Origin of the sequence: Ammoniphilus sp. YIM 78166 (assembly GCF_004522215.1) — a bacterium.
Lineage (GTDB): Bacteria > Bacillota > Bacilli > Aneurinibacillales > RAOX-1 > YIM-78166.
In genome coordinates this window covers 50,152-69,678 of sequence record NZ_SDLR01000009.1, presented here as the reverse complement: position 1 = coordinate 69,678, position 19,527 = coordinate 50,152, and the positions used below count along the sequence as shown (strand labels likewise).

The 19,527-nt window shown below is 42.5% G+C and carries 22 protein-coding genes; 20 read left to right on the top strand and 2 right to left on the bottom strand.

What is annotated here, in order from left to right; genetic code table 11:
- Nucleotides 1-119: 119 nt before the first annotated feature.
- The 7 genes from lspA to EIZ58_RS34220 all read left to right on the top strand — a co-directional run bounded on the left by lspA (nt 120) and on the right by EIZ58_RS34220 (nt 4,472).
- On the top strand, nt 120-578 hold the full coding sequence (gene lspA / locus EIZ58_RS28440) for a signal peptidase II (protein ID WP_134704368.1): 459 nt from the start codon (nt 120-122) through the stop codon (nt 576-578).
- 54 nt (nt 579-632) lie between these two features.
- Complete coding sequence (locus EIZ58_RS33910; RefSeq protein ID WP_167578026.1) at nt 633-842, top strand: hypothetical protein; 210 nt, start codon at nt 633-635, stop codon at nt 840-842.
- On the top strand, nt 790-1,194 hold the full coding sequence (locus EIZ58_RS28435; protein ID WP_134704367.1) for an HI0074 family nucleotidyltransferase substrate-binding subunit: 405 nt from the start codon (nt 790-792) through the stop codon (nt 1,192-1,194). Before EIZ58_RS33910 ends, EIZ58_RS28435 begins: the two co-directional genes overlap by 53 nt.
- A 242-nt stretch (nt 1,195-1,436) precedes the next feature.
- Entirely contained in the window at nt 1,437-1,619 is a 183-nt protein-coding gene (locus tag EIZ58_RS28430) for a hypothetical protein (protein ID WP_205672385.1), read from the top strand.
- 349 nt (nt 1,620-1,968) lie between these two features.
- On the top strand, nt 1,969-2,946 hold the full coding sequence (locus EIZ58_RS28425) for an aldo/keto reductase (protein ID WP_134704366.1): 978 nt from the start codon (nt 1,969-1,971) through the stop codon (nt 2,944-2,946).
- Between the two features lie 205 nt (nt 2,947-3,151).
- Nucleotides 3,152-4,267, top strand: coding sequence for an IS4 family transposase (locus EIZ58_RS28420; RefSeq protein WP_205672383.1), 1,116 nt, complete (start codon nt 3,152-3,154; stop codon nt 4,265-4,267).
- On the top strand, nt 4,260-4,472 hold the full coding sequence (locus EIZ58_RS34220) for a hypothetical protein (RefSeq protein ID WP_205672381.1): 213 nt from the start codon (nt 4,260-4,262) through the stop codon (nt 4,470-4,472). Before EIZ58_RS28420 ends, EIZ58_RS34220 begins: the two co-directional genes overlap by 8 nt.
- Nucleotides 4,473-4,733: 261 nt before the next feature.
- Here the strand turns inward: EIZ58_RS34220 and EIZ58_RS28415 are convergent, their stop codons facing one another.
- Nucleotides 4,734-4,943 carry a hypothetical protein gene (locus EIZ58_RS28415; protein ID WP_134704365.1) on the bottom strand — a complete coding sequence of 70 codons (210 nt, stop codon included), beginning with the start codon at nt 4,941-4,943 and terminating at the stop codon, nt 4,734-4,736.
- Nucleotides 4,944-5,046: 103 nt separating this feature from the next.
- On the opposite strand from EIZ58_RS28415, the gene larA reads away from it, so the two are divergent.
- The gene (gene larA, locus EIZ58_RS28410) at nt 5,047-6,309 is read left to right on the top strand and encodes a nickel-dependent lactate racemase (RefSeq protein WP_134704364.1); all 1,263 of its coding nucleotides are present in this window, start codon (nt 5,047-5,049) and stop codon (nt 6,307-6,309) included.
- Between the two features lie 324 nt (nt 6,310-6,633).
- Nucleotides 6,634-7,296: a YczE/YyaS/YitT family protein gene (locus EIZ58_RS28405; RefSeq protein ID WP_134704363.1), complete on the top strand. Its 663-nt coding sequence runs from the start codon at nt 6,634-6,636 to the stop codon at nt 7,294-7,296.
- A 94-nt stretch (nt 7,297-7,390) separates the two neighbouring features.
- Here the strand turns inward: EIZ58_RS28405 and EIZ58_RS28400 are convergent, their stop codons facing one another.
- A complete protein-coding gene (locus EIZ58_RS28400) occupies nt 7,391-8,014 on the bottom strand; it encodes a LysE family translocator (RefSeq protein ID WP_134704362.1) in 624 nt (207 codons plus the stop codon).
- A gap of 143 nt (nt 8,015-8,157) precedes the next feature.
- Between EIZ58_RS28400 and EIZ58_RS28395 the strand changes: the two genes are divergently transcribed.
- From EIZ58_RS28395 to EIZ58_RS28350, 11 genes are all read left to right on the top strand, one after another.
- A complete protein-coding gene (locus tag EIZ58_RS28395; RefSeq protein WP_134704361.1) occupies nt 8,158-9,228 on the top strand; it encodes a helix-turn-helix domain-containing protein in 1,071 nt (356 codons plus the stop codon).
- A 275-nt stretch (nt 9,229-9,503) separates the two neighbouring features.
- A complete protein-coding gene (locus EIZ58_RS28390; RefSeq protein WP_134704360.1) occupies nt 9,504-10,775 on the top strand; it encodes an SLC13 family permease in 1,272 nt (423 codons plus the stop codon).
- Nucleotides 10,776-11,050: 275 nt separating this feature from the next.
- Nucleotides 11,051-11,953 carry a L(+)-tartrate dehydratase subunit alpha gene (gene ttdA / locus EIZ58_RS28385; protein WP_134704359.1) on the top strand — a complete coding sequence of 301 codons (903 nt, stop codon included), beginning with the start codon at nt 11,051-11,053 and terminating at the stop codon, nt 11,951-11,953.
- The gene (gene ttdB / locus EIZ58_RS28380; protein ID WP_134704358.1) at nt 11,950-12,561 is read left to right on the top strand and encodes a L(+)-tartrate dehydratase subunit beta; all 612 of its coding nucleotides are present in this window, start codon (nt 11,950-11,952) and stop codon (nt 12,559-12,561) included. The genes ttdA and ttdB overlap by 4 nt, the downstream gene beginning before the upstream one ends.
- 76 nt (nt 12,562-12,637) lie before the next feature.
- Nucleotides 12,638-13,441, top strand: coding sequence for a fumarylacetoacetate hydrolase family protein (locus EIZ58_RS28375; protein WP_134704357.1), 804 nt, complete (start codon nt 12,638-12,640; stop codon nt 13,439-13,441).
- A gap of 274 nt (nt 13,442-13,715) precedes the next feature.
- A complete protein-coding gene (locus tag EIZ58_RS33905) occupies nt 13,716-13,853 on the top strand; it encodes a hypothetical protein (RefSeq protein ID WP_167578025.1) in 138 nt (45 codons plus the stop codon).
- A 1-nt stretch (nt 13,854) separates the two neighbouring features.
- Nucleotides 13,855-15,135: a Glu/Leu/Phe/Val family dehydrogenase gene (locus EIZ58_RS28370; RefSeq protein WP_134704356.1), complete on the top strand. Its 1,281-nt coding sequence runs from the start codon at nt 13,855-13,857 to the stop codon at nt 15,133-15,135.
- Nucleotides 15,136-15,405: 270 nt separating this feature from the next.
- Complete coding sequence (locus EIZ58_RS28365) at nt 15,406-16,392, top strand: heme-dependent oxidative N-demethylase family protein (protein ID WP_167578024.1); 987 nt, start codon at nt 15,406-15,408, stop codon at nt 16,390-16,392.
- Nucleotides 16,393-16,417: 25 nt separating this feature from the next.
- Entirely contained in the window at nt 16,418-16,936 is a 519-nt protein-coding gene (locus EIZ58_RS28360; protein WP_134704354.1) for a dimethylamine monooxygenase subunit DmmA family protein, read from the top strand.
- 30 nt (nt 16,937-16,966) lie between these two features.
- Complete coding sequence (locus tag EIZ58_RS28355) at nt 16,967-17,941, top strand: PDR/VanB family oxidoreductase (RefSeq protein ID WP_134704353.1); 975 nt, start codon at nt 16,967-16,969, stop codon at nt 17,939-17,941.
- Between the two features lie 22 nt (nt 17,942-17,963).
- The gene (locus EIZ58_RS28350; protein WP_240689446.1) at nt 17,964-19,460 is read left to right on the top strand and encodes an aldehyde dehydrogenase family protein; all 1,497 of its coding nucleotides are present in this window, start codon (nt 17,964-17,966) and stop codon (nt 19,458-19,460) included.
- The last annotated feature ends 67 nt before the right edge of the window (nt 19,461-19,527 follow it).

Sequence of the window (19,527 nt, the reverse complement as noted above, 5' to 3'; positions counted from 1 at the left end):
TTTTGCTTTTTGGGGGATTCACCGAGCTACGGTAACATCTCCGTTGATGGCTTTCAAAATAGCAATCCATTATACTAATAGATAGGAGCAAATGATTCTGCAAGAAAGAAGGACAATACATGCTATTTTATGTAATTGCAATCCTCGTTATTGTGATGGACCAGCTTTCTAAATATCTTATTCGAGCTTACATTGATATCAATGAAACTTTTACATTATGGGGAATACAGTTCACACATATCGAAAATAGCGGGATGGCAGGAGGATTATTTCCAGGCTATGCACGACTCTTCGGAGTTGTGGCTGTGTTTTTCGTGATCGGTGTTTTATATTTCCGCAGAACCGGAGAAATGAAGGGCGTTCTCATCGATTGTAGCTTTGGATTCCTAGTCGGAGGAGCCATTGGAAATGGCATTGATAGATTCCTATTTGGGCAGGTGACAGACTTTATCATTCGCTCTGGTGGAATTCTTAACTTGGCCGACCACGCTATCGAGGTGGGGGTATTACTTCTTATTATTTATGGGGTCGTTAGTTGGGTGAAAAGTAAGGTTAGATTCTCCTGCAGAAGTACGTAGCAAAATGTTCTATTCCTCATAACCCGGGGGAGATCGTTAGCTTCGTTTAGTAGTGTGCCAACATTGGGTAGGATGACTCAGGTAGATTGGTTGGACTTTGTTTTTCGTATGAAGGAGGAAACGAATACCCTACTCTCTATTAATGTGATTCTTTGGGAGGAAGCATCGGAAGCTTTGCGTAAACGGGTGGAAGAAGAAGGGAGGGTACTCTATGAACGAAGCCAAGATTCAGCAAAGCCTAGCGAATTTGGGAAGGGCTCTTGAACGGTTGAAGGAAGCTTTAGACGAGACGCCCACAAATAGTCTGTATATTGATGGTACCATTCATCGATTTGAATTTTGCATTGAGCTATTTTGGAAAACCATAAAACGACTCCTTTCATCCGAGGGAATCGAGGCTACTACACCGAAAGAGTGTCTGAAAAAAGCTTTTGAGGTTCGCTGGATTGATAATGAGGCTGCATGGCTGCAAATGCTTCGTGATCGGAATGAAACCTCGCATGGTTATGATGAGGAGATAGCCAAACGGATCTATCATCACATTCAGGCAAATTACCCCGAGATGGAAAAAACGTATCTTTTTTTATTAGAACGCTTTAGACATGAATCAGAATGATAAAAGAAAAGGCTCTATCTGAACCTAACGTGGTTGAGATGGAGCCTTGTTTTTAAAAAATGAGATGCTTGAAGAAATAAACTAAGACTGAGGGAAGTAATATGGGCTACAGTAAGTAAGATAAAGACTAGACGACTCGTAGAGCTAGTTACACATAATCGCTAACAGTAAAGTACTCCGCACTTTACTTTGTGACGAGGGCCAGTCCCCTACCTGAGGGGGTATCCCCGAAGTGAACAAAAGTGAAAGATGGGATGCGCCCGCTTGGAAACTGGGAGTTTAGCAGGAAGCATTTTGAAATTAATAGATGCGGTCAAAAACGTCGTCGAGTGGGGAATTGCCACCCCAGAGGAAGCGATTTATATGTCAAGTACAGCACCCGCCAAATTACGGATATCTATATGATTTTAAAGATTGATTATTGAAAATATGGAAACTAATCAGTATCATAAAAGAGAATACGTTTCTTGGAAGGATTTAACAAGGTGTTTGAAGAGGAATAAGAATGAATATATATAATGACAGCTAGACCATTTCCTGTCTCATCTTTTATATACAATAAAGGGTATAGTGAACGATTTCATAGGTTGCTTGACCATGCGCTCAATCTATGGATCTCACTCAAAGAACAAGATTTAGAAGAGATGAGCCGGAAATGGAAAACTTGAGGTATAATCTTATTCCTTATCGAAACAGAGTGCAATTTATACTTAACAAGAATGTAAAAGTGATGAACTACAAAAAATGCTCGATAGAAAGTAGGGAAAGAAGATTATGGATTATGTAAAATTAGGGCATACAGGATTGGATGTTTCTCGCCTTTGTTTAGGAGGCATGAGTTTTGGTGTACCAGAGCGGGGAACGCATGGCTGGGTATTAAATGAGGAAATGAGCCGCCCCATTATCAGACAAGCCATTGAATATGGCATTAACTTCTTTGATACAGCAAATGTATACTCAGATGGGACCGGTGAGGAAATATTAGGCCGGATTCTTAAAGAGTATGTTAGACGCGATGAAATCGTTATCGCTACAAAGGTTTATGGTATGATGCACCATGGACCAAACGGAAAGGGACTCTCTCGAAAGGCGATCATGACCGAAATAGATAACAGTCTTCGGAGATTAGGAACTGATTATGTTGATCTTTACCAAATCCACCGATGGGATGATAACACACCGATAGAAGAAACGATGGAAGCACTGCATGATGTAGTAAAATCTGGGAAGGCAAGATATATTGGAGCTTCCTCAATGTATGCTTGGCAGTTTCTTAAAGCTCTTCATGTAGCTGAAAGAAACGGGTGGACCCGATTTGTATCCATGCAAAATCATCTGAACCTCCTATATCGCGAAGAGGAACGTGAAATGCTGCCCCTATGCCAATCTGAAAAAATAGGCGTCATACCATGGAGTCCGCTTGCCAGAGGCCGTCTAACCCGTGACTGGGAAGAAACGAGCTATCGCTCAAAAACAGATGAATTCGGCAAACATTTATATGCGGCTACGATGGAAGCGGACCGCAAAGTAGTAGAGCGGTTAGCGGAAATTGCAGAAAAGCGTGGCGTTCCGCGTGCTCAGGTGGCACTCGCCTGGGTGTTGCAGAAGACACCTGTTACCGCCCCAATCATAGGCGCAATGAAAATGCATCATCTAGACGATGCAGTGAAGGCTCTTTCTTTGCAGTTGACTGCTGAGGAAATTTCCGGTCTGGAAGAACCTTACGTGCCACACCCCGTCCTTGGTCATTAATGAGAGTGGGTACTCCGGTGGTAAAACATAAGCCCAGGCAGCAGCCCAATGTCATTAAGTTAAGGTGCAAGATCAAAAATCAAGTAAAGAGCAGGTTATCGAAAAGATAGCCCGCTCTTTTTTTTGCACGAAATAAGAAAAAAGAACTTGACAAACAGGTGAAAGTGTGTGGCGAAGCCCCTTGAAAAACGAGGAGGTTACGCCAATGAATGAGTACGCAAACTCGCTAAAGAAAACGCTGACATCCCTCATACGAGAAATGGCAGCGGCACCAACACCTTATGTCAAAAACCCTGAAAAAGATTTTACCCGGAAGAAAAAGCTGTCCTTTGAAATGGTTATGAAACTCCTGATCTCAATGGGAGGTAATAGCATATATAAGGAACTCTTGGAGTCGCAGGGCTATGACGTAAACACCGCAACCACTTCTGCCTTTGTCCAACAGAGGAATAAAATCCTGCCGTCTGCTGTGGAATTCTTGTTTCACGAATTTACGCAATCGTATACGGATATCAAGGACTACAGAGGGTATCGATTACTTGCCGTTGACGGTTCGGATTTGCATATTACAACTGATCCTGCGGACACCGACACCTATTTTCAAAGTCAATCAAACACGAAGGGCTATAACCTTTTGCATTTGAACGCAGCCTATGATTTGTGCAACAGACTTTACGTTGATGCCATTGTTCAGCCACGAAGGTTGTGCAATGAGGGAAGGGCATTGGCAGATATGGTTGACCGTTCCCCCATCAAAGGCAAAACCATTATTACTGCCGATAGAGGTTATGAAAGTTACAACAATTTCGCGCATATTGAACAGAAAGGGTGGAACTATGTCATACGGGTAAAGGATACGAATTCCAATGGTATTCTTTCGGGCTTGCGTTTGCCCTCTAGCGGAGAGTTTGATATGGACGTTCATCTGACACTCACCAAAAAACAAACCAAAGAGGTCAAGGCACATCCCGAGATTTACAAGTTCGTCCCTTCCACATCTACATTTGATTTTTTGGATTTGCATGAGAACTTATTTTACCCGATTACCTTTCGGGTTGTTCGTTTCGTCTTGCCTAATTACACATATGAAACCGTCATTACCAATCTTTCTGCCGTTGATTTCTCACCGGATGAAATCAAGTCTATTTATAACATGCGATGGGGCATTGAGACCTCTTTCAGGGCATTAAAATACACTGTCGGTCTGACCCATTTTCACGCAAAGAGACAAGAGTCCATCATCCAAGAGATTTTTGCAAGAATGATCATGCAATTTTGCAAGAATGATTACCTCGCACGTAGTCATTTCCCAAATGAATAAACGGCACCAATACCAAGTCAACTTCACGGTTGCCGTTCACGTTTGTAGACATTTCCTGCGCTCACGGGACGATGAACCCCCGCCAGATGTTGAAGCACTGATTCGCAAAAACATTTTGCCGATTCGACCTCTTCGCCAAGAGCAAACGAATACGCGCAAAATCCGTAGCAAATCAGCTGTTAGCTTCGTCTACAGAGTAGCATAATTCGTTACACATGAACATTTTTAAAGCGGATATTCCTTCCGCTTTGTTTGCTGTACGCATTTTTCCTTGCTTAAACAAAAAAAGAAACGGCATGGGACTTTTTCCTATGCCGTTTTGGATTTCATTTTTGTCTTTGAGCTTAACTTAATGACATTGGGCAGCAGACTGGGCTTGTTTTTCGGTGGTTATTCATCTCTATATGGATCATTCTCTTGGTTCCTTTTGAAAGGAGAGATTTCAGCTCCTCTTTTGACTGTCGCTTCATTTTGAGAAAACGATGTAGGAGATCTTGAAAACAAAGTCATCACTTCTTTTTTCGATGCTCAAGATATAAACCACCCGCAGGACTTCGACCACTTCATTCGTAATTCGAAAGACAATTCGGACCCCGGCGTCACGAAGCTTGATTTCATTACACCCGGCGAGTTTTGAGCTAGCGCTCGTACCCTGATCTATGCAAGGGTTGGACAAGGGAGGATATTCCCCTCCTTTGTCGAATATGTAAAATGCATTGTAAGCATGTCCATGTCGTTAGCGGATGCGATGAAACGAGCTGGTCATAAAGGAGGCAACTATGAAAACGACATTACTTTATGGAAAAGAAGGTCTATCCATTGAACTGCCTGAAAATTCCGTTATCATCGAGCCCAAAAATCTGCCGGGATTAGAAGAGGAAGAGGGGGCTGTACTCGAGGCTTTAAGAAACCCTATTGAAAGTGCGCCTCTTCGCGGTAGAGTGAAGGAAACCGACAAGGTAGCCATCGTTATTAGTGACATTACCCGGCCGACTCCCAATCATAAGTTAGTTCCTTGGCTGCTAAAGGAGCTTTCCCACGTTCCGCTTGAAAATTTTGTGATCATTAACGGGACAGGAACACACCGGGATCAAACGCGGGAAGAATTCATTCAGATGCTTGGGGAATGGGTTGTCGATAACATAAGAGTCATCAACCATCACTGCCATAACAGAGACGAACTGGTGAAAGTAGGAGAGAGTCGCTTTGGCTGTGACGCCTACTTAAACAAGGAGTACGTGGAAGCTGATTTTAAAATTGCTACGGGCTTTATTGAACCGCACTTTTTTGCTGGCTTCTCGGGCGGACCGAAAGGGATTATGCCTGGGATTGCCGGAATTGAAACAATCATGACCTTTCATAATGCCAGAATGATCGGGGATCCCTTATCTACTTGGGGAAATATGGTCGATAATCCGGTACAAGACATGGCTCGAGAAGTGAATCGGATGTGTCCCCCTGACTTCCTGTTGAATGTCACGCTTAATCGAGAAAAGGAAATTACCGCAGTTTTTGCTGGAGCGTTGTTCGAGGCGCATGACCGTGGTTGCGCCTTTGCCAAAGAGCATGCTATGATTCGCTGTGACCATCGTTTTGATGTTGTAATTACCTCGAATTCAGGGTATCCGTTAGATCAAAATCTTTATCAAGCAGTAAAGGGGATGAGTGCTGCCCACAAGATTGTAAAGGAAGGCGGAACGATTATCTGTGCAGCAGAATGCATAGACGGCTTGCCAAATCACGGGAATTATGCGGAGATTTTGCGAATGCAGAAGACCCCCCATGAAATTCTACAGATGATTAATGACCCTTCCTTTAAAGTCTTTGATCAATGGCAGGTGCAAAAGCAAGCGGTAATTCAGGTTTGGGCTGATGTCCATGTGTATTCTTCCTTGCCTTCAGAGACAGTGAAACAAGCTATGTTTGAGCCCTCCAGCGATATAGAGCAAACATTAGAAGAATTAAAAAAGAAGTATGGGGAAGACATGACAGTAGCCGTTCTGCCGCTGGGTCCCTTAACGATTCCCTATGTAGAGGAATAGGGGGGAGCCCTAAAAGATAAGTTGAGGGAGTGCGGAGCATAAAGGTCGAAATGCGGTCATCCCGGTATATTGCCAGTATGTATTTTTTAAAGGACTTAGATCGATTATTATTAATCGGCAACAGTAAAGTACTCCGTACTTTACTTTGTGATGAGGGACAGTCCCCTACCTGAGGGGGTATCCCTGAAGTGAATAAACAGAGCATCCCTATGGAGGGGTGCTTTTAAGTGTTTTTTGATAATTAACTTCAGGCATGATAGAATGATAGATTATATGATCAACCTATACTATATATAATTCATCACAATGGGGAGTTTGGGGAGAATGAAAAGGCAATCCTTTGATAAAACCTTGTTTGTTCGTTATTTCATGTTCTTTTTAGGATTAGTAGTTATTGCTTTCGGTAGCGTTCTTACCATTCGGTCGAATCTTGGAGTAGCTCCTTGGGAATCGTTTCATATAGGTCTGTATTATACGTTTGGGTTAACGATTGGCATATGGACACAAATTGTTGGGGCTATAGTCATCATTCTTTCTTTCCTCATAGCTAAAATCAAGCCCAACCTAGGAACGGTATTAAACATCGTTTTCTTCGGTGCATTTATTGACCTGTTTCTTTGGTTAGATATCGTTCCTGAATGGAAGACGATAGGGAAGCAATGTCTTTTCTTCTTACTAGGGCTGTTAATTATAGGCATTGGCTTTGGAATGTACATCTCGCCTAGGCTTGGAGCGGGACCGCGTGATAGTTTGATGTTAGCCATCAACGAAAAATGGGGATGGAGCATTCAGCGATCTCGGATTACCATTGAAGTAGCTGTACTGCTTGCTGGATGGTTAATGGGTGGACCGGTTAGCATAGGTACTTTCCTTATCGCTATTCTCTTAGGACCACTCATCCAATGGTCTATTCCATTTTGGGAAAAACGAATGGCAAAGTCGTTTGGGCGGGTTCCAAAAGAGCCGATTGTAGTTAATGGATCGTAAAAAAAAGAACAGGCTACGCCACGCGTATGCCTGTTCTTTTTTTAGTGTTACATTAGCGATGCTTCACTGTGTAAAAGGGTGTAGATAATAGCTATTATTTTTCGCTAAACGCCATCTTTAACCCTATAAGTGTGAACAAAGACCCTTGAATATAATTAATTTTTGTAGATAATGTCGGATTTTTGCGTAGGAAATAACCTACTTTGCCAGCAAACATGCTTATTAAGGTGAAAATGACAAAAGCCTGGATTAGAAATAGAATTCCATAGACAAGCATTTGAAAGGAAACATTACCATTTTCATAACTAATAAACTGAGGGAAAAATGCCAAGAAAAATAAAGACACTTTTGGATTTAGCAGATTCATGATTATGCCTTTTTTATATAGAGACGCATAATTTAAAGTGTCCTCAATTCCTAGGTTTAAACTGGAACTTTTTTCTGTAAATGATTTAAAGGCTAAGAATAGCAAGTATGCTGCTCCTGCATATTTCACTAGGGTGAATGCTATAGCTGAATGATAAATGACGGCTGATATGCCGATGGTCGCAGTCGTAATATGAACTAGTAACCCTGTACAAAGCCCAAGGGTAGTATAAATTCCTGCTTTTTTTCCTTTTGTTATGCTCTGGGCCAAGGTGAATAAGTTATCTGGTCCAGGCATAAGGGTAAGAACTATAGCTGCACCCAAAAAGGATACGATAGATAGAAAGTCCACAATTATCCCCCTCCCAATTTAATTTAGTATTCAGTTTAACATATCTCTCTAACCCTGAAAAAGTTGAATAAGTTCCGTAATTAATTGTAATATAGGTCTATCTATCGGCGTAGAGGAAAAAAGCGGGTCATGAGGTGAAGAGAATGGGGCTTATGTATTATACCTTTAAAAACAACAAAAGAGATATTGACGTAAAACAGTATGTATACTATATACGTTCCTATCATTACAACTGGCATGATGCCCTGGAGCTGATTATGGTTCTAAAGGGAGAAATTGAAGTCAGCCTGAATGGTGAAAACTATATTTTAGAAGAAGATGACATGATGCTGATCAATTCCAATGTCGGACATGCCACCCTTGCCAGGAAGCCCAATTCCATAGCGATGGTGATCCATCTTAATCCGATTTACTTTCGAAGCTATTATCGTGATTACCATTTACTTGAGTTCAATTGTATATCGAGCAGGAAGACAAGAAATGATCCCTCCTTTAGAGAAATTAGAAGGTTCTCCATCGACATGCTTCAACATATTGAAGGGAACACACCGGCAGAAAAGATCTATGTTGAAGGTTTACTGCATCAGCTCATGGCCACGCTGGTCAAACATTTCCCGCCCAAAGAGATTTCATCCATGGAAATGGCGAGCAATAAGAAGAAAACGGATGCAGTGAATAAAATTATTCACTATATTGATCGTCACTATAAAAATAAAATCAGCCTTGAAGAGCTCTCCAAGGTATCCGGATATCATAAGAGTTATATTTCCCAGATTGTAAAGCAGCAGCTCGGGATCAACTACTATGAATACCTGACAAGAGTCAGACTGAGAGAAGCAACCTATGCCCTTACGGATCTCGAAGAGAAAATTTCCGATATTGCCTTGTCCTATGGATTTTCCGAGGTGAAAGCCTTTAATACCGCATTTAAAAGCAGCTTTGGCAAAACTCCTTCCGAATACAGAAAACAGCTGTCTATGGAGGAATCTTCTCCCAGTGTGTTAAGAGAAAAAAGATATCTGGAAGAGGAAGAATTCGAGACCATCATGGCGAGTAAAGAGACAATGGAGCCATCGGAATTCGCACAACAAGGAAATAACGAGCAAGAAGAGAAAAAAAGCCTGAATGAAGAAGATTATCAAAGTCTGAGAGAAATTAGGAAGGCTCTTGATGATTGTCTGACCAAGATCGCAAAAATGGAAGAGAAAAAATAATGATTTCTAAAATATCTACTAGGGTGATTTTTTAGATCTAGGATTTTAACTCACCGTTCATCTAGCTTAAATATGCAGGATAAGCCCCTTGAAAGCCGTTTCAGCTTTCAAGGTTTTTTTATATATTGGCAAAGTAATGAAGGGGCTAAAAAGGAAGAAAACAAGAATAGAACAGGAAAATCACTAAAAGAATCGGATAGCGTAAGCGTTTTCGGCAACCTATTATTATAGACAAGAAGACGTCTTCAAAAAGAAATAAAAGGGAGGGTTGTTTGATGAGTCCGGGGGTTATTACGTTATGTTTCTTAGTCTTTGCGATTATCATGTTTGCGTGGGAGAAAATACCGTTGCCCATTACCGCTATGATGGTGGCCGTTGGTCTCACCTTAACAGGAATACTGAAACCGGCCGAAGCTTTTGCTGGTTTTGTGGACAGCAATGTTCTTCTCTTTATGGCTATGTTTATCGTGGGTGCTGCTTTTTTTGATACGGGAATGGCTCAAAAGGTAGGGGGGATCGTAACCAAATTTGCTAAAACAGAAAGACAGTTAATCATTGCGGTTATGGTGATTACGGGTTTAATGTCTGGGTTTCTTTCAAACACAGGGACTGCAGCGGTCTTTATACCCGTCATTATCGGTATAGCGGCGAAGTCCGGTTTTTCAAGATCCAGACTGCTATTGCCTCTCGTGTTGGCCGCAGCTATGGGGGGAAACCTGAGTCTCATCGGTGCACCAGGGAATATGATTGCGCAGTCAGCGCTTCAAGATATGGGGATGGAGTTTGGATTTTTTGAATATGCAAAAGTAGGATTACCTATGCTTATAATCGGCATCCTCTATTTTAGCTTGATTGGTTATAAGTTTCTTCCCGATCGTAAGGACGATCCGCTAGACACGGACTCGGTTTACAGTAAGCAAGCGGATTATTCAAACGTACCCAAATGGAAACAGAATACGGCTCTTATCGTCCTTGTATTAACCATTGTTGCGATGATCTTCGAGAAACAAATTGGAGTAAAATTATATATTTCCGCATGGGTAGGGGCATTGGTTTTAGTTGCTACACGAGTGATTTCTGAAAAGAATGCCATGAAATCCATCGATATGAATACAATTCTGTTATTTGTAGGTTCACTCGCGTTAGCCAAGGCCATTGATGTATCAGGTTCAGGGGCGTTAATCGCCAATACGTTAATCGGAGCTTTGGGCAGTAGCCCTTCCCCCTACATTCTCTTATTTGTGATCTTAGTCCTCTCGGCGGTGATGACCAATTTCATGTCCAATACCGCAACGACCGCTCTGCTGGTTCCGATAGGACTTTCTATTGCTAGTGCGATAGGCGCTGATCCCAAAGCTGTTTTAATGGCAACCGTCATTGGTGGTTCTCTTGCCTTTGCAACACCTATCGGAATGCCAGCCAATACCATGGTTTATGGTTTAGGGGGATATCGATTTACGGATTACGTTAAAGTTGGGGTGCCATTAATTATCGTATCCATCGTCGTAGGGATGATCTTGTTACCGATCTTCTTCCCTTTCTATTAAAAAAATTATTCTAAAATATCTACTAAGGCAATTTTTTATACATTGAGTGTCACTACAACGATCACTTAGCTTAGATAGGCGTAATGAACCCTTTCGAAGCGGTTTCACCAATCCCGTGTTTTTTTATATCGGTCGTGTTACAAAGGGATTATCGAAGAGTCGAAACATGGAAGACTCGTAAAAAGTACTGAAAGAATCGGATAGCGAAAGCGATTATGGCCATCTATTATATGGGTAATAAGACGTCTTTTACACTCAAAAAAAGGAGCGTTACTATGAACAACAAAGTACAGCAAGTAGAAAATATGACTGCCCTCATGTCCAAGTTTATCTCCCTTGTCAGCTACAAGCTTCCTGACGATGTAGAAAATAAACTGAAAGAGTTGAGTGAAGGAGAAGATAACCCTCTGGCAAAAATCATCTACCAAACCATGTTTGAAAACCAGAAGCTGGCTTATGAGTTAAAAAGACCTTCTTGTCAGGATACAGGCGTTCTGCAGTTCTTTGTCAAATGCGGGCAGAACTTCCCCTTGATTGGCCAATTGGATAACATTCTAAAAAATAGTGTCTATAAATCCACCCAGGAAACCCCGTTGCGCCATAATTCGGTAGAGACTTTCGATGAATACAATACCGGGAAAAATATCGGGAACGGTTCGCCTAGTATCTTCTGGGAAATTGAAGAAGACAGCGACAAAGTGGAAATCTATACGTATATGGCCGGCGGCGGCTGTACGCTTCCGGGGACGGCGACCGTTCTGATGCCAGGTGAAGGCTACGAAGGGGTAGTAAAGTTTGTTCTTGACCGTATGACAAGTTACGGACTTAATGCTTGTCCTCCCCTTCTGGTCGGTGTAGGTATCGGTACTTCGGTGGAAACGGCAGCGTTAAACTCCAAGCTTGCTTTGATGAGACCGGTTGGAAGCCAGAATGAAAATGAAAATGCGGCCAAGATGGAACGACTACTCGAGGATGGCATTAACGCGATTGGCCTTGGACCACAGGGTCTTAAAGGATCGAAATCCGTCATGGGTGTCAATGTGGTCAATACAGCCCGACATCCTTCTACGATTGGGGTGGCGATAAACACCGGCTGCTGGTCCCATAGAAGAGGAAAGATTACGTTTGATCGAAATCTAAATTATGAAATCAATACTCATGAGGGGGTAACACTATGAGCAAAAAAGTATTAACCACACCGATTAGAGATGAAGATTTGAAGGATATACGAGTCGGAGACATCATTTACCTTACAGGTACACTGGTGACGTGCCGAGATGTGGCTCACCGTAGACTCATTGAAGAAAAAATGCCTTTACCCGTAGATCTTCAGGGAAAAGCCATTTTCCATGCGGGTCCTATCGTAAGAGACCTGGGAAATGAAAATTACGAGATTGTTTCAGTTGGACCCACTACCAGTATGAGAATGGAAAAGTTTGAAAAGGAATTCATTGAAGAAACGGGAGTCAAAGTCATTGTTGGAAAAGGTGGAATGGGGAAAAACACCGAAGAAGGCTGCAAAACCCACAAAGCGCTGCATGTCGTCTTCCCCGCTGGAAATGCGGTGTATGCGGCAGTGAAGGTGGAACGAATCAAAGAAGTACACTGGAAGGACCTTGGCATGCCTGAATCTCTTTGGGTGTGTGAAGTAAATGAATTCGGTCCTCTCATTGTATCGATCGATGCCGAGGGAAATAACATCTTTGAGCAAAATAAGATAGAATTCAATAAAAAGAAGGAAGAGCAATACGAGCTCATCAGCCAGCAGGTCAGATTTATTAGGTAAGGAGCTCTACAAAAGAAAGGTTCGGGATGCTGAACCTTTCTTGCTTTTAATAAAGGCTGAAAGAGGAGAGGATAGCATGCAGGTTCTGCCAAAAACAAGAACTCAAAAAATCGTTCGCTATCAGAACCAACAGGGGAGGATCTATTACGGGATCGTGGAGGATGACCTCATTTTACAGTTGTCGAGCGATTTTTCCGACCTCGTTAACGAAGAGATAAAGTACGACGGGGTGAAGGTAAAATGGAGTGAAGTGAAAATATTGGAGCCTGTGAAACCTTCTAAAGTGGTCAACTTTGGCTGGACCTATGCGGAACATGCAAAAGAAACGGGAGGCCAGGCCGATCTGAAAGAACCTTTTTTGTTCTTGAAACCTACCTCTTCTCTCATTCCGGATCAAGGAAAAGTTTTGCTTCCCCCAAGTGACTTAACCCATCAAGTGGAAATGGAGGGTGAAGTGGCCCTTGTGATAGGGAAACGCGGAAGAAATATAAAAGAAGAGGATGCACTGGATTATGTTTTTGGCTGCACGATCTTTAATGATGTGACGGCAAGAGACCTTACCAGAACGGATCCTCAGTTTACACGCGGGAAAGGCTTTGATACGTTTGGACCATTAGGGCCGTGCATTGTGACCGGTATCGATCCAACGAATCTACGAATCGTGACCATGTTAAACGGGAAAGTCGTACAAGATGGGAATACGAATCAGATGTCCCTTTCTATCCCTTTCCTTATCAGTTGGATTTCCCAGGTTATGACCCTAGAACCCGGGGATGTGTTGGCTACAGGTTCACCTTCCGGAAGTTGCCCGATGAAATCGGGAGATCTGGTAGAGGTTGAAGTGGAGCAGATCGGTAAGCTTTGTAACTTTGTAGAATAAAAGAAGACTAGAGTTGAGCATAAAAAAGCCATCAATGTAAGGGATCAACTCTTGCATACGATGGTTTTTTTTAATGCCCATTAGGAAAGCGAAAATAATTCAAAAATGAATGTGGGTATGCGTTGGTGAATGGATCGGATAGAGTTTGAGGCTTAAAATATGAGAAAAGATACGATATGGCCGTGAATGTTGCTCCTGCTCTAGTTGGCACGGTACTTGCACTAGTAATAGCTTAAGAGAAATGAAATGTAAAATGTCAAAGGGGGAAAAAGGAATGATCGAGGTATTAGATAGTTGTATTGGATGTAATGTGGAGTTAGCGCCATGGGAACGAAATCGTTCAGAGTGTCTGGACTGTCGGGAAAGGGTACTGGAAACTTACGGAGACGATGACGTAGAGGAGGAAGCATAAAATGAGCTCACTCACGATATCGAAAGAAAACAAGGAAGCCAAACAAGCCCCTTCCTTGTTCCAATCCACTCAGCATATTATTCAACAAGCCCTTGAGAAGCTGAACTATAATGAAGCAACGTATGAATTGCTAAAAGAGCCTCTTCGTGTATTAACGGTTCGCATTCCTGTTCGGATGGACGATGGATCGGTTCGTGTCTTTACAGGGTATCGAGCCCAGCACAATGATTCGGTCGGCCCGACAAAAGGGGGGATTCGATTTCATCCGGATGTCACGGAAGAGGAAGTGAAATCCTTATCCATTTGGATGAGTTTAAAGTGTGGGATTACAGGTTTGCCTTATGGGGGTGGAAAAGGAGGGATCCAGTGTGATCCCCGCACGATGTCCTTTGCTGAATTAGAACGTTTGAGTCGCGGGTATGTACGTGCGATTAGTCAAATTGTAGGACCGACTAAGGATATTCCGGCACCTGATGTATTCACCAACTCCCAAATTATGGCGTGGATGATGGATGAATACAGTCATATACGGGAATTTGACTCCCCCGGCTTCATTACGGGCAAACCGTTAGTTCTGGGAGGGTCTGTTGGCCGGGAGTCCTCGACGGCCAAAGGAGTCACTATTGTCATGCGAGAAGCAGCCAAGGTCGTGGGAATTGCCGTTGAAGGAGCCAAGGTCATTGTGCAAGGATTCGGCAATGCCGGCAGTTTTCTGGCTAAGTTCCTTCATGATGCCGGGGCAAAGGTAGTGGGGATATCCGATGCTTACGGGGCCTTGTATGATCCGGAAGGGTTGGACATCGATAGCTTGTTAGATAAGCGGGACTCTTTTGGCACGGTGACGACCCTCTTTCCGAACCGCATCACCAATCAGGAACTATTGGTTCAACCTTGTGATATTTTAGTGCCGGCAGCCATTGAAAATCAGATTACCGAGGAGAATGCACCTCAAATCCAAGCTAAAATTGTAGTGGAGGCCGCCAACGGGCCTACCACGATGAAAGCAACAGAAATCCTGACGCAAAGAGGAATTCTCATTGTCCCCGATGTATTGGCAAGCGCCGGGGGAGTCGTGGTGTCTTATTTTGAATGGGTACAAAACAATCAGGGATATTACTGGGCGGAAGATGAAGTAAATGAGAAACTTGAAAGGATATTGGTTCAATCGTTTCACCAGATCTATCAGACGTCTCTCCAACGGGGCGTAGATATGAGGTTATCGGCCTATATGGTAGGACTCAGACGGATGGCTGAGGCCGTTCGATGGAGAGGGTGGGTATAGAGAAAAGGGTTCATTTTATCCAATCATGTATTGGAAAAATGGACCTTTTTTTTGACCTTCTAGCCGCTAAGAATTTCAAGAATGAATTGAAATTTCAAAAATGAAATTTCTTTTTTAGAATTTATACGTGAAAACGGCAGAAAGCCCATGTTTTTAAGTTGGCACAGTTATTGCAAATATAGAAAGTACAATAATAAAATTTCAAAATATTATTTATTGGAGATTCTATTATTCTTTTCAAACTTTTTTAAAATCAAAGGAGGAATTCATATGTTTGAATCTACTAATCTAGATCTATTCCCGTATCCTTTTCATAACATTAAAGAAGGTTCCAACTATCGGTATTCAAATGATTTAAGAAAGCTGGATAAAGACCGAATGAATTGTGTTCGAGTCACACCAGAATATGCAAAACAAATAAAAAGAAAAAGAGAACTGTTGATTGAACAACCTAACGTAAGATTTCAATCCTATCCCCATACCATGGAAATGCAATGGGAAGTAGCAGAAATGCTGATGACGATGGCGGTTGAAGCCCATCCCGAGCACTTCAAGTTAGAAAAAAACGGGAATCATTGGACTTTTCATAACTTCATCTTAAATGAACAGGAATCCTTCATCTTTGGTGATGCATCAAGCATCGAACTCGAGCCGCTTGATTTAATTGGCCGTCATTTCGCTACCGACTTTGTATTAATGGTTAATCGAGATGACAATCTCTATTTGGAAGTCGCACAAGAATCTTATGCCGCTTTATTCTCACCCCATTGGAATAAAGGGATGACCTTTGACGAGATTCACGGACCTGTTCCCTTTGTATCACGCACAGGTGTACCTCTAGCAGAAAGAGTTCGTCAATTCTTATTAACGAATGTTTTACCAGGGGAGCCTTGGACGAGGATTAACTGGAACTTGATGGCAAACCGTTGGGATGTGAACTACGAGACACATGATACGTGGGGACCGACCCGCCATTTAGTTCATGCTGAAAATGCGGGTGAACTCGTAAGGCTACGTGTAGAGGAACAATTTTTCTATCGTATGCCAAGAAGTAATGCCATTTTATTCGTCTTAAATACGCAATTTCTGGCCATGAAAGATTTGGCCCAAAGACCGGAATGGTTGAACCAAACCTATTCGATTCTAAGTGATATTCCTAAGCCCATGGCGGATTATAAAGGTTTCACCCCCTTTATTGAGCCTACAGTAGAATACTTGAAAAACTTAGTTGAAAAAGTAAGCTTACAAGCGAAATAGGGTCGTCAGATTGGAGGGATAGAAAATGGTATACAACAGCCCGGTATTATTCGATAAATCGGCCAGCATGGTAGAGAAATTCACAGTAAAACAGGAACGAAGAAAATTATTAATCGTGTCCACTTTACCCAAAGAAGCAGACCTCATTCAACAACTACTAAAAGAAATAAAGGGTCAACAAGAATACGAACTCATCGAAATCCATGATGAATTCCCCTTAAAGAATATAGGCGAGGTCTTAGATCGTCAAAAGATGGGAACCCAGCTCTATATTTTAGCTCCATGGGATGAGGCTGTCACGATTTTCACAGAGGCCATTGAGGCTGGGTTTTCAGAAGATGAAATGCAAACCCTCATTTCTGGCGAGAAGAAACGTTATGTTTATTGCATGAAATGCTATCATCTACAAGAAGTAGAGGCAGAAGAAACAGATACCATCTGTTATCATTGCCAAATCAGCTTAGAAATTGGTCCCTTCTTCTCGAGGGAGCGAAAAGGATACATTGGCTATCCTTACAATCCAGCTTTTGTCCCATCAAACTAACGAATACGGCAAAATGATAGGAGTGATTTTATGAGATCATTCGGAAAAATTAAAGTATATGTAGGGAAAATCGTACAGAAAACAAAATTTGTCAAGCAGTTCTACTTGTATCCGGTTGATCTTGAGTTACTGCCTGCGTTTACGGGTGGTTCGCATATCGCCACTTATGTGAAAAAGGGCGACGAGATGATCGAACGAAATTATTCCCTGGTGAGTCACCCTACGGACCGGACTCACTATGCGATTGCCATACGAAAAGATGACCACTCCAGAGGAGGATCGGTTTATTGGCATGAGGAGATCAAAGTGGGGGATCGTTTAGAAATCAGTTGGCCTAAAAACCACTTCCCTCTAGCTTTCAAAGCCGCTAAGCATCATGTGTTTTATGCAGCTGGAATCGGAATCACTCCCTTTATGACCATGATGGAAGATTTAACAGATCAAGGAAGATCCTTTGAATTGCACTATGCGGCAAGAACGAAAGAAGAATGTGCTTTTTATGATGAATTGAATGCAAAATATCCTGGAAAATGTCATTTCTATTTTTCCAGAGCAGAAACGCCTAAGAAAATGACTCCAGTAACCATGGAGGAACATCGGATTGGCTCCCATGTCTATTTCTGTGGACCGGTTTCCATGGTGAAAGAGTTTAGGGAAGCAGCGGAAGCCTACGGTTATCCAAGCCATTCCATTCATTTTGAATTATTTGCTGTGGCTGATGAAGGTCCAAAAGATCCTTTTGTTGTAAAATTAGCGAACAGCGGTAAAACGGTTGCGGTTTCTGAACAAGAAACGCTATTGGAAGCGCTATTAAAAGAAGGAATAGAAGCTCCCTATTCTTGTAAAGTAGGCGGATGCGGAAGCTGCGAAGTACAGGTCGTGGAAGGAGAAGTAGATCACCGGGATCACTTCTATAGAGAGGAAGAAAGACAGACGAAGAACGTGATTTTAACTTGTTGCTCCAGGGCAAAAGAATCTAGAAAAGAGCTGGTTTTAAATCTTTAATAACATTAGGGAGGAAATGTAGATGACAACAACAACGAAGGTATTAGAATTAAAAATGTATATTAATGGGGAATGGAGATTTTCTAGTAATCCAGATAGCTATCAGGTGTTGAATCCGGCCAACGGTGATATCATTGCTACGTCTCCGAGAGCCACAGTTGAAGAAACGGAAGAAGCCATAAAAGCAGCCAAAGTAGCTTTTGAAAGTGGGGTTTGGTCTGGACTAAGTGCTCAAGAGCGCGCGGGCTATCTATTGAAAATTGCGGATAAGATTGATGAAAAACACGAGGAGCTCGTCGAACTTGAAGTCAAAGATAATGGGAAAATTCGAGCGGAGGCTGATATTGATATCCACGATGCGGCATCTTGTTTCCGCTATTACGCCGGCCTGATTCGAACTCCTGATGGACAAACCTATCATGTGGCCGATCCCATGCAAGCGATGGTCGTTCGGGAACCGGTCGGAGTGTGCGGGCTCATTGTTCCTTGGAATTTCCCTTTCCTAATGAGTGTGTGGAAATTTGCTCCTGCCTTAGCAGCCGGAAACACCATTGTCTATAAGCCAGCTGAAGTCACTCCAGTAACCGCAACCAAATTGGTTGAGATTATCGAAGAAGTAGGTGTTCCCAAAGGGGTCGTGAATTTGGTATTAGGGAAAGGTTCGGTGATTGGTGAGGTCATCGCCCAGAGCCATGACGTCGATATGGTTTCCTTTACAGGCAGCACGGAAGTAGGAAAAAGTATTATGCGTAACGCAGCAGGCAATTTGAAAAAAATCTCCCTTGAACTTGGTGGAAAGTCACCCCATATTATTTTTGCTGATGCGGATTTTGAGGCGGCGGTTGATAACGCATTAGTGGGTATTTTCTTTGGCTCTGGTCAAGTATGCTCTGCTGGAAGCCGAATTATTGTAGAAGAAAGTATTTATGATCAATTCGTTGAAGAGTTTGTAAGAAGAGCCCAAACTATTAAAGTAGGACCCGGTTTAGAAGAAGGCTCCGAAATGGGTGCCATCGTAAGCGAAGCACAGCTGAATACCATTCTAGAATATATTCAAATTGGTAAAAGCGAGGGCGCAACCTTAGCATGCGGAGGAAATCGCCTAACGGAAAATGGATTAGATAAAGGATTCTTCGTGGAACCGACCGTATTCATTGATGTCACTCCAGACATGCGTATTGTAAAAGAAGAGATCTTCGGCCCTGTAGCCGTTATTCAGAAGTTCAAGGACGAAGAAGAAGCTATAAAACTAGCAAATGACACGATCTATGGGCTTGCCGGCGGCGTATTCACATCAGATGGGGCCAAGGCGATGCGTGTGATTAGGAAAGTCCGCGCGGGTATTACGTGGATTAACACCTATGGACCGACATACAACGAAGCTCCATGGCACGGGTTTAAACAAAGTGGGATAGGATCAAGCCTTGGGACCTTTGGATTAGATGAATTCCAAGAAGTGAAACAAATTAATATCAATCTAGCTGTAGGACCAACAGGCTGGTTTTCAAATAATAAATAATCATGCAATAGAGAGGTTGATGAAAGGATTTTGATAGATTCCCGGGGTCAACCTCCTATTAGAAAGA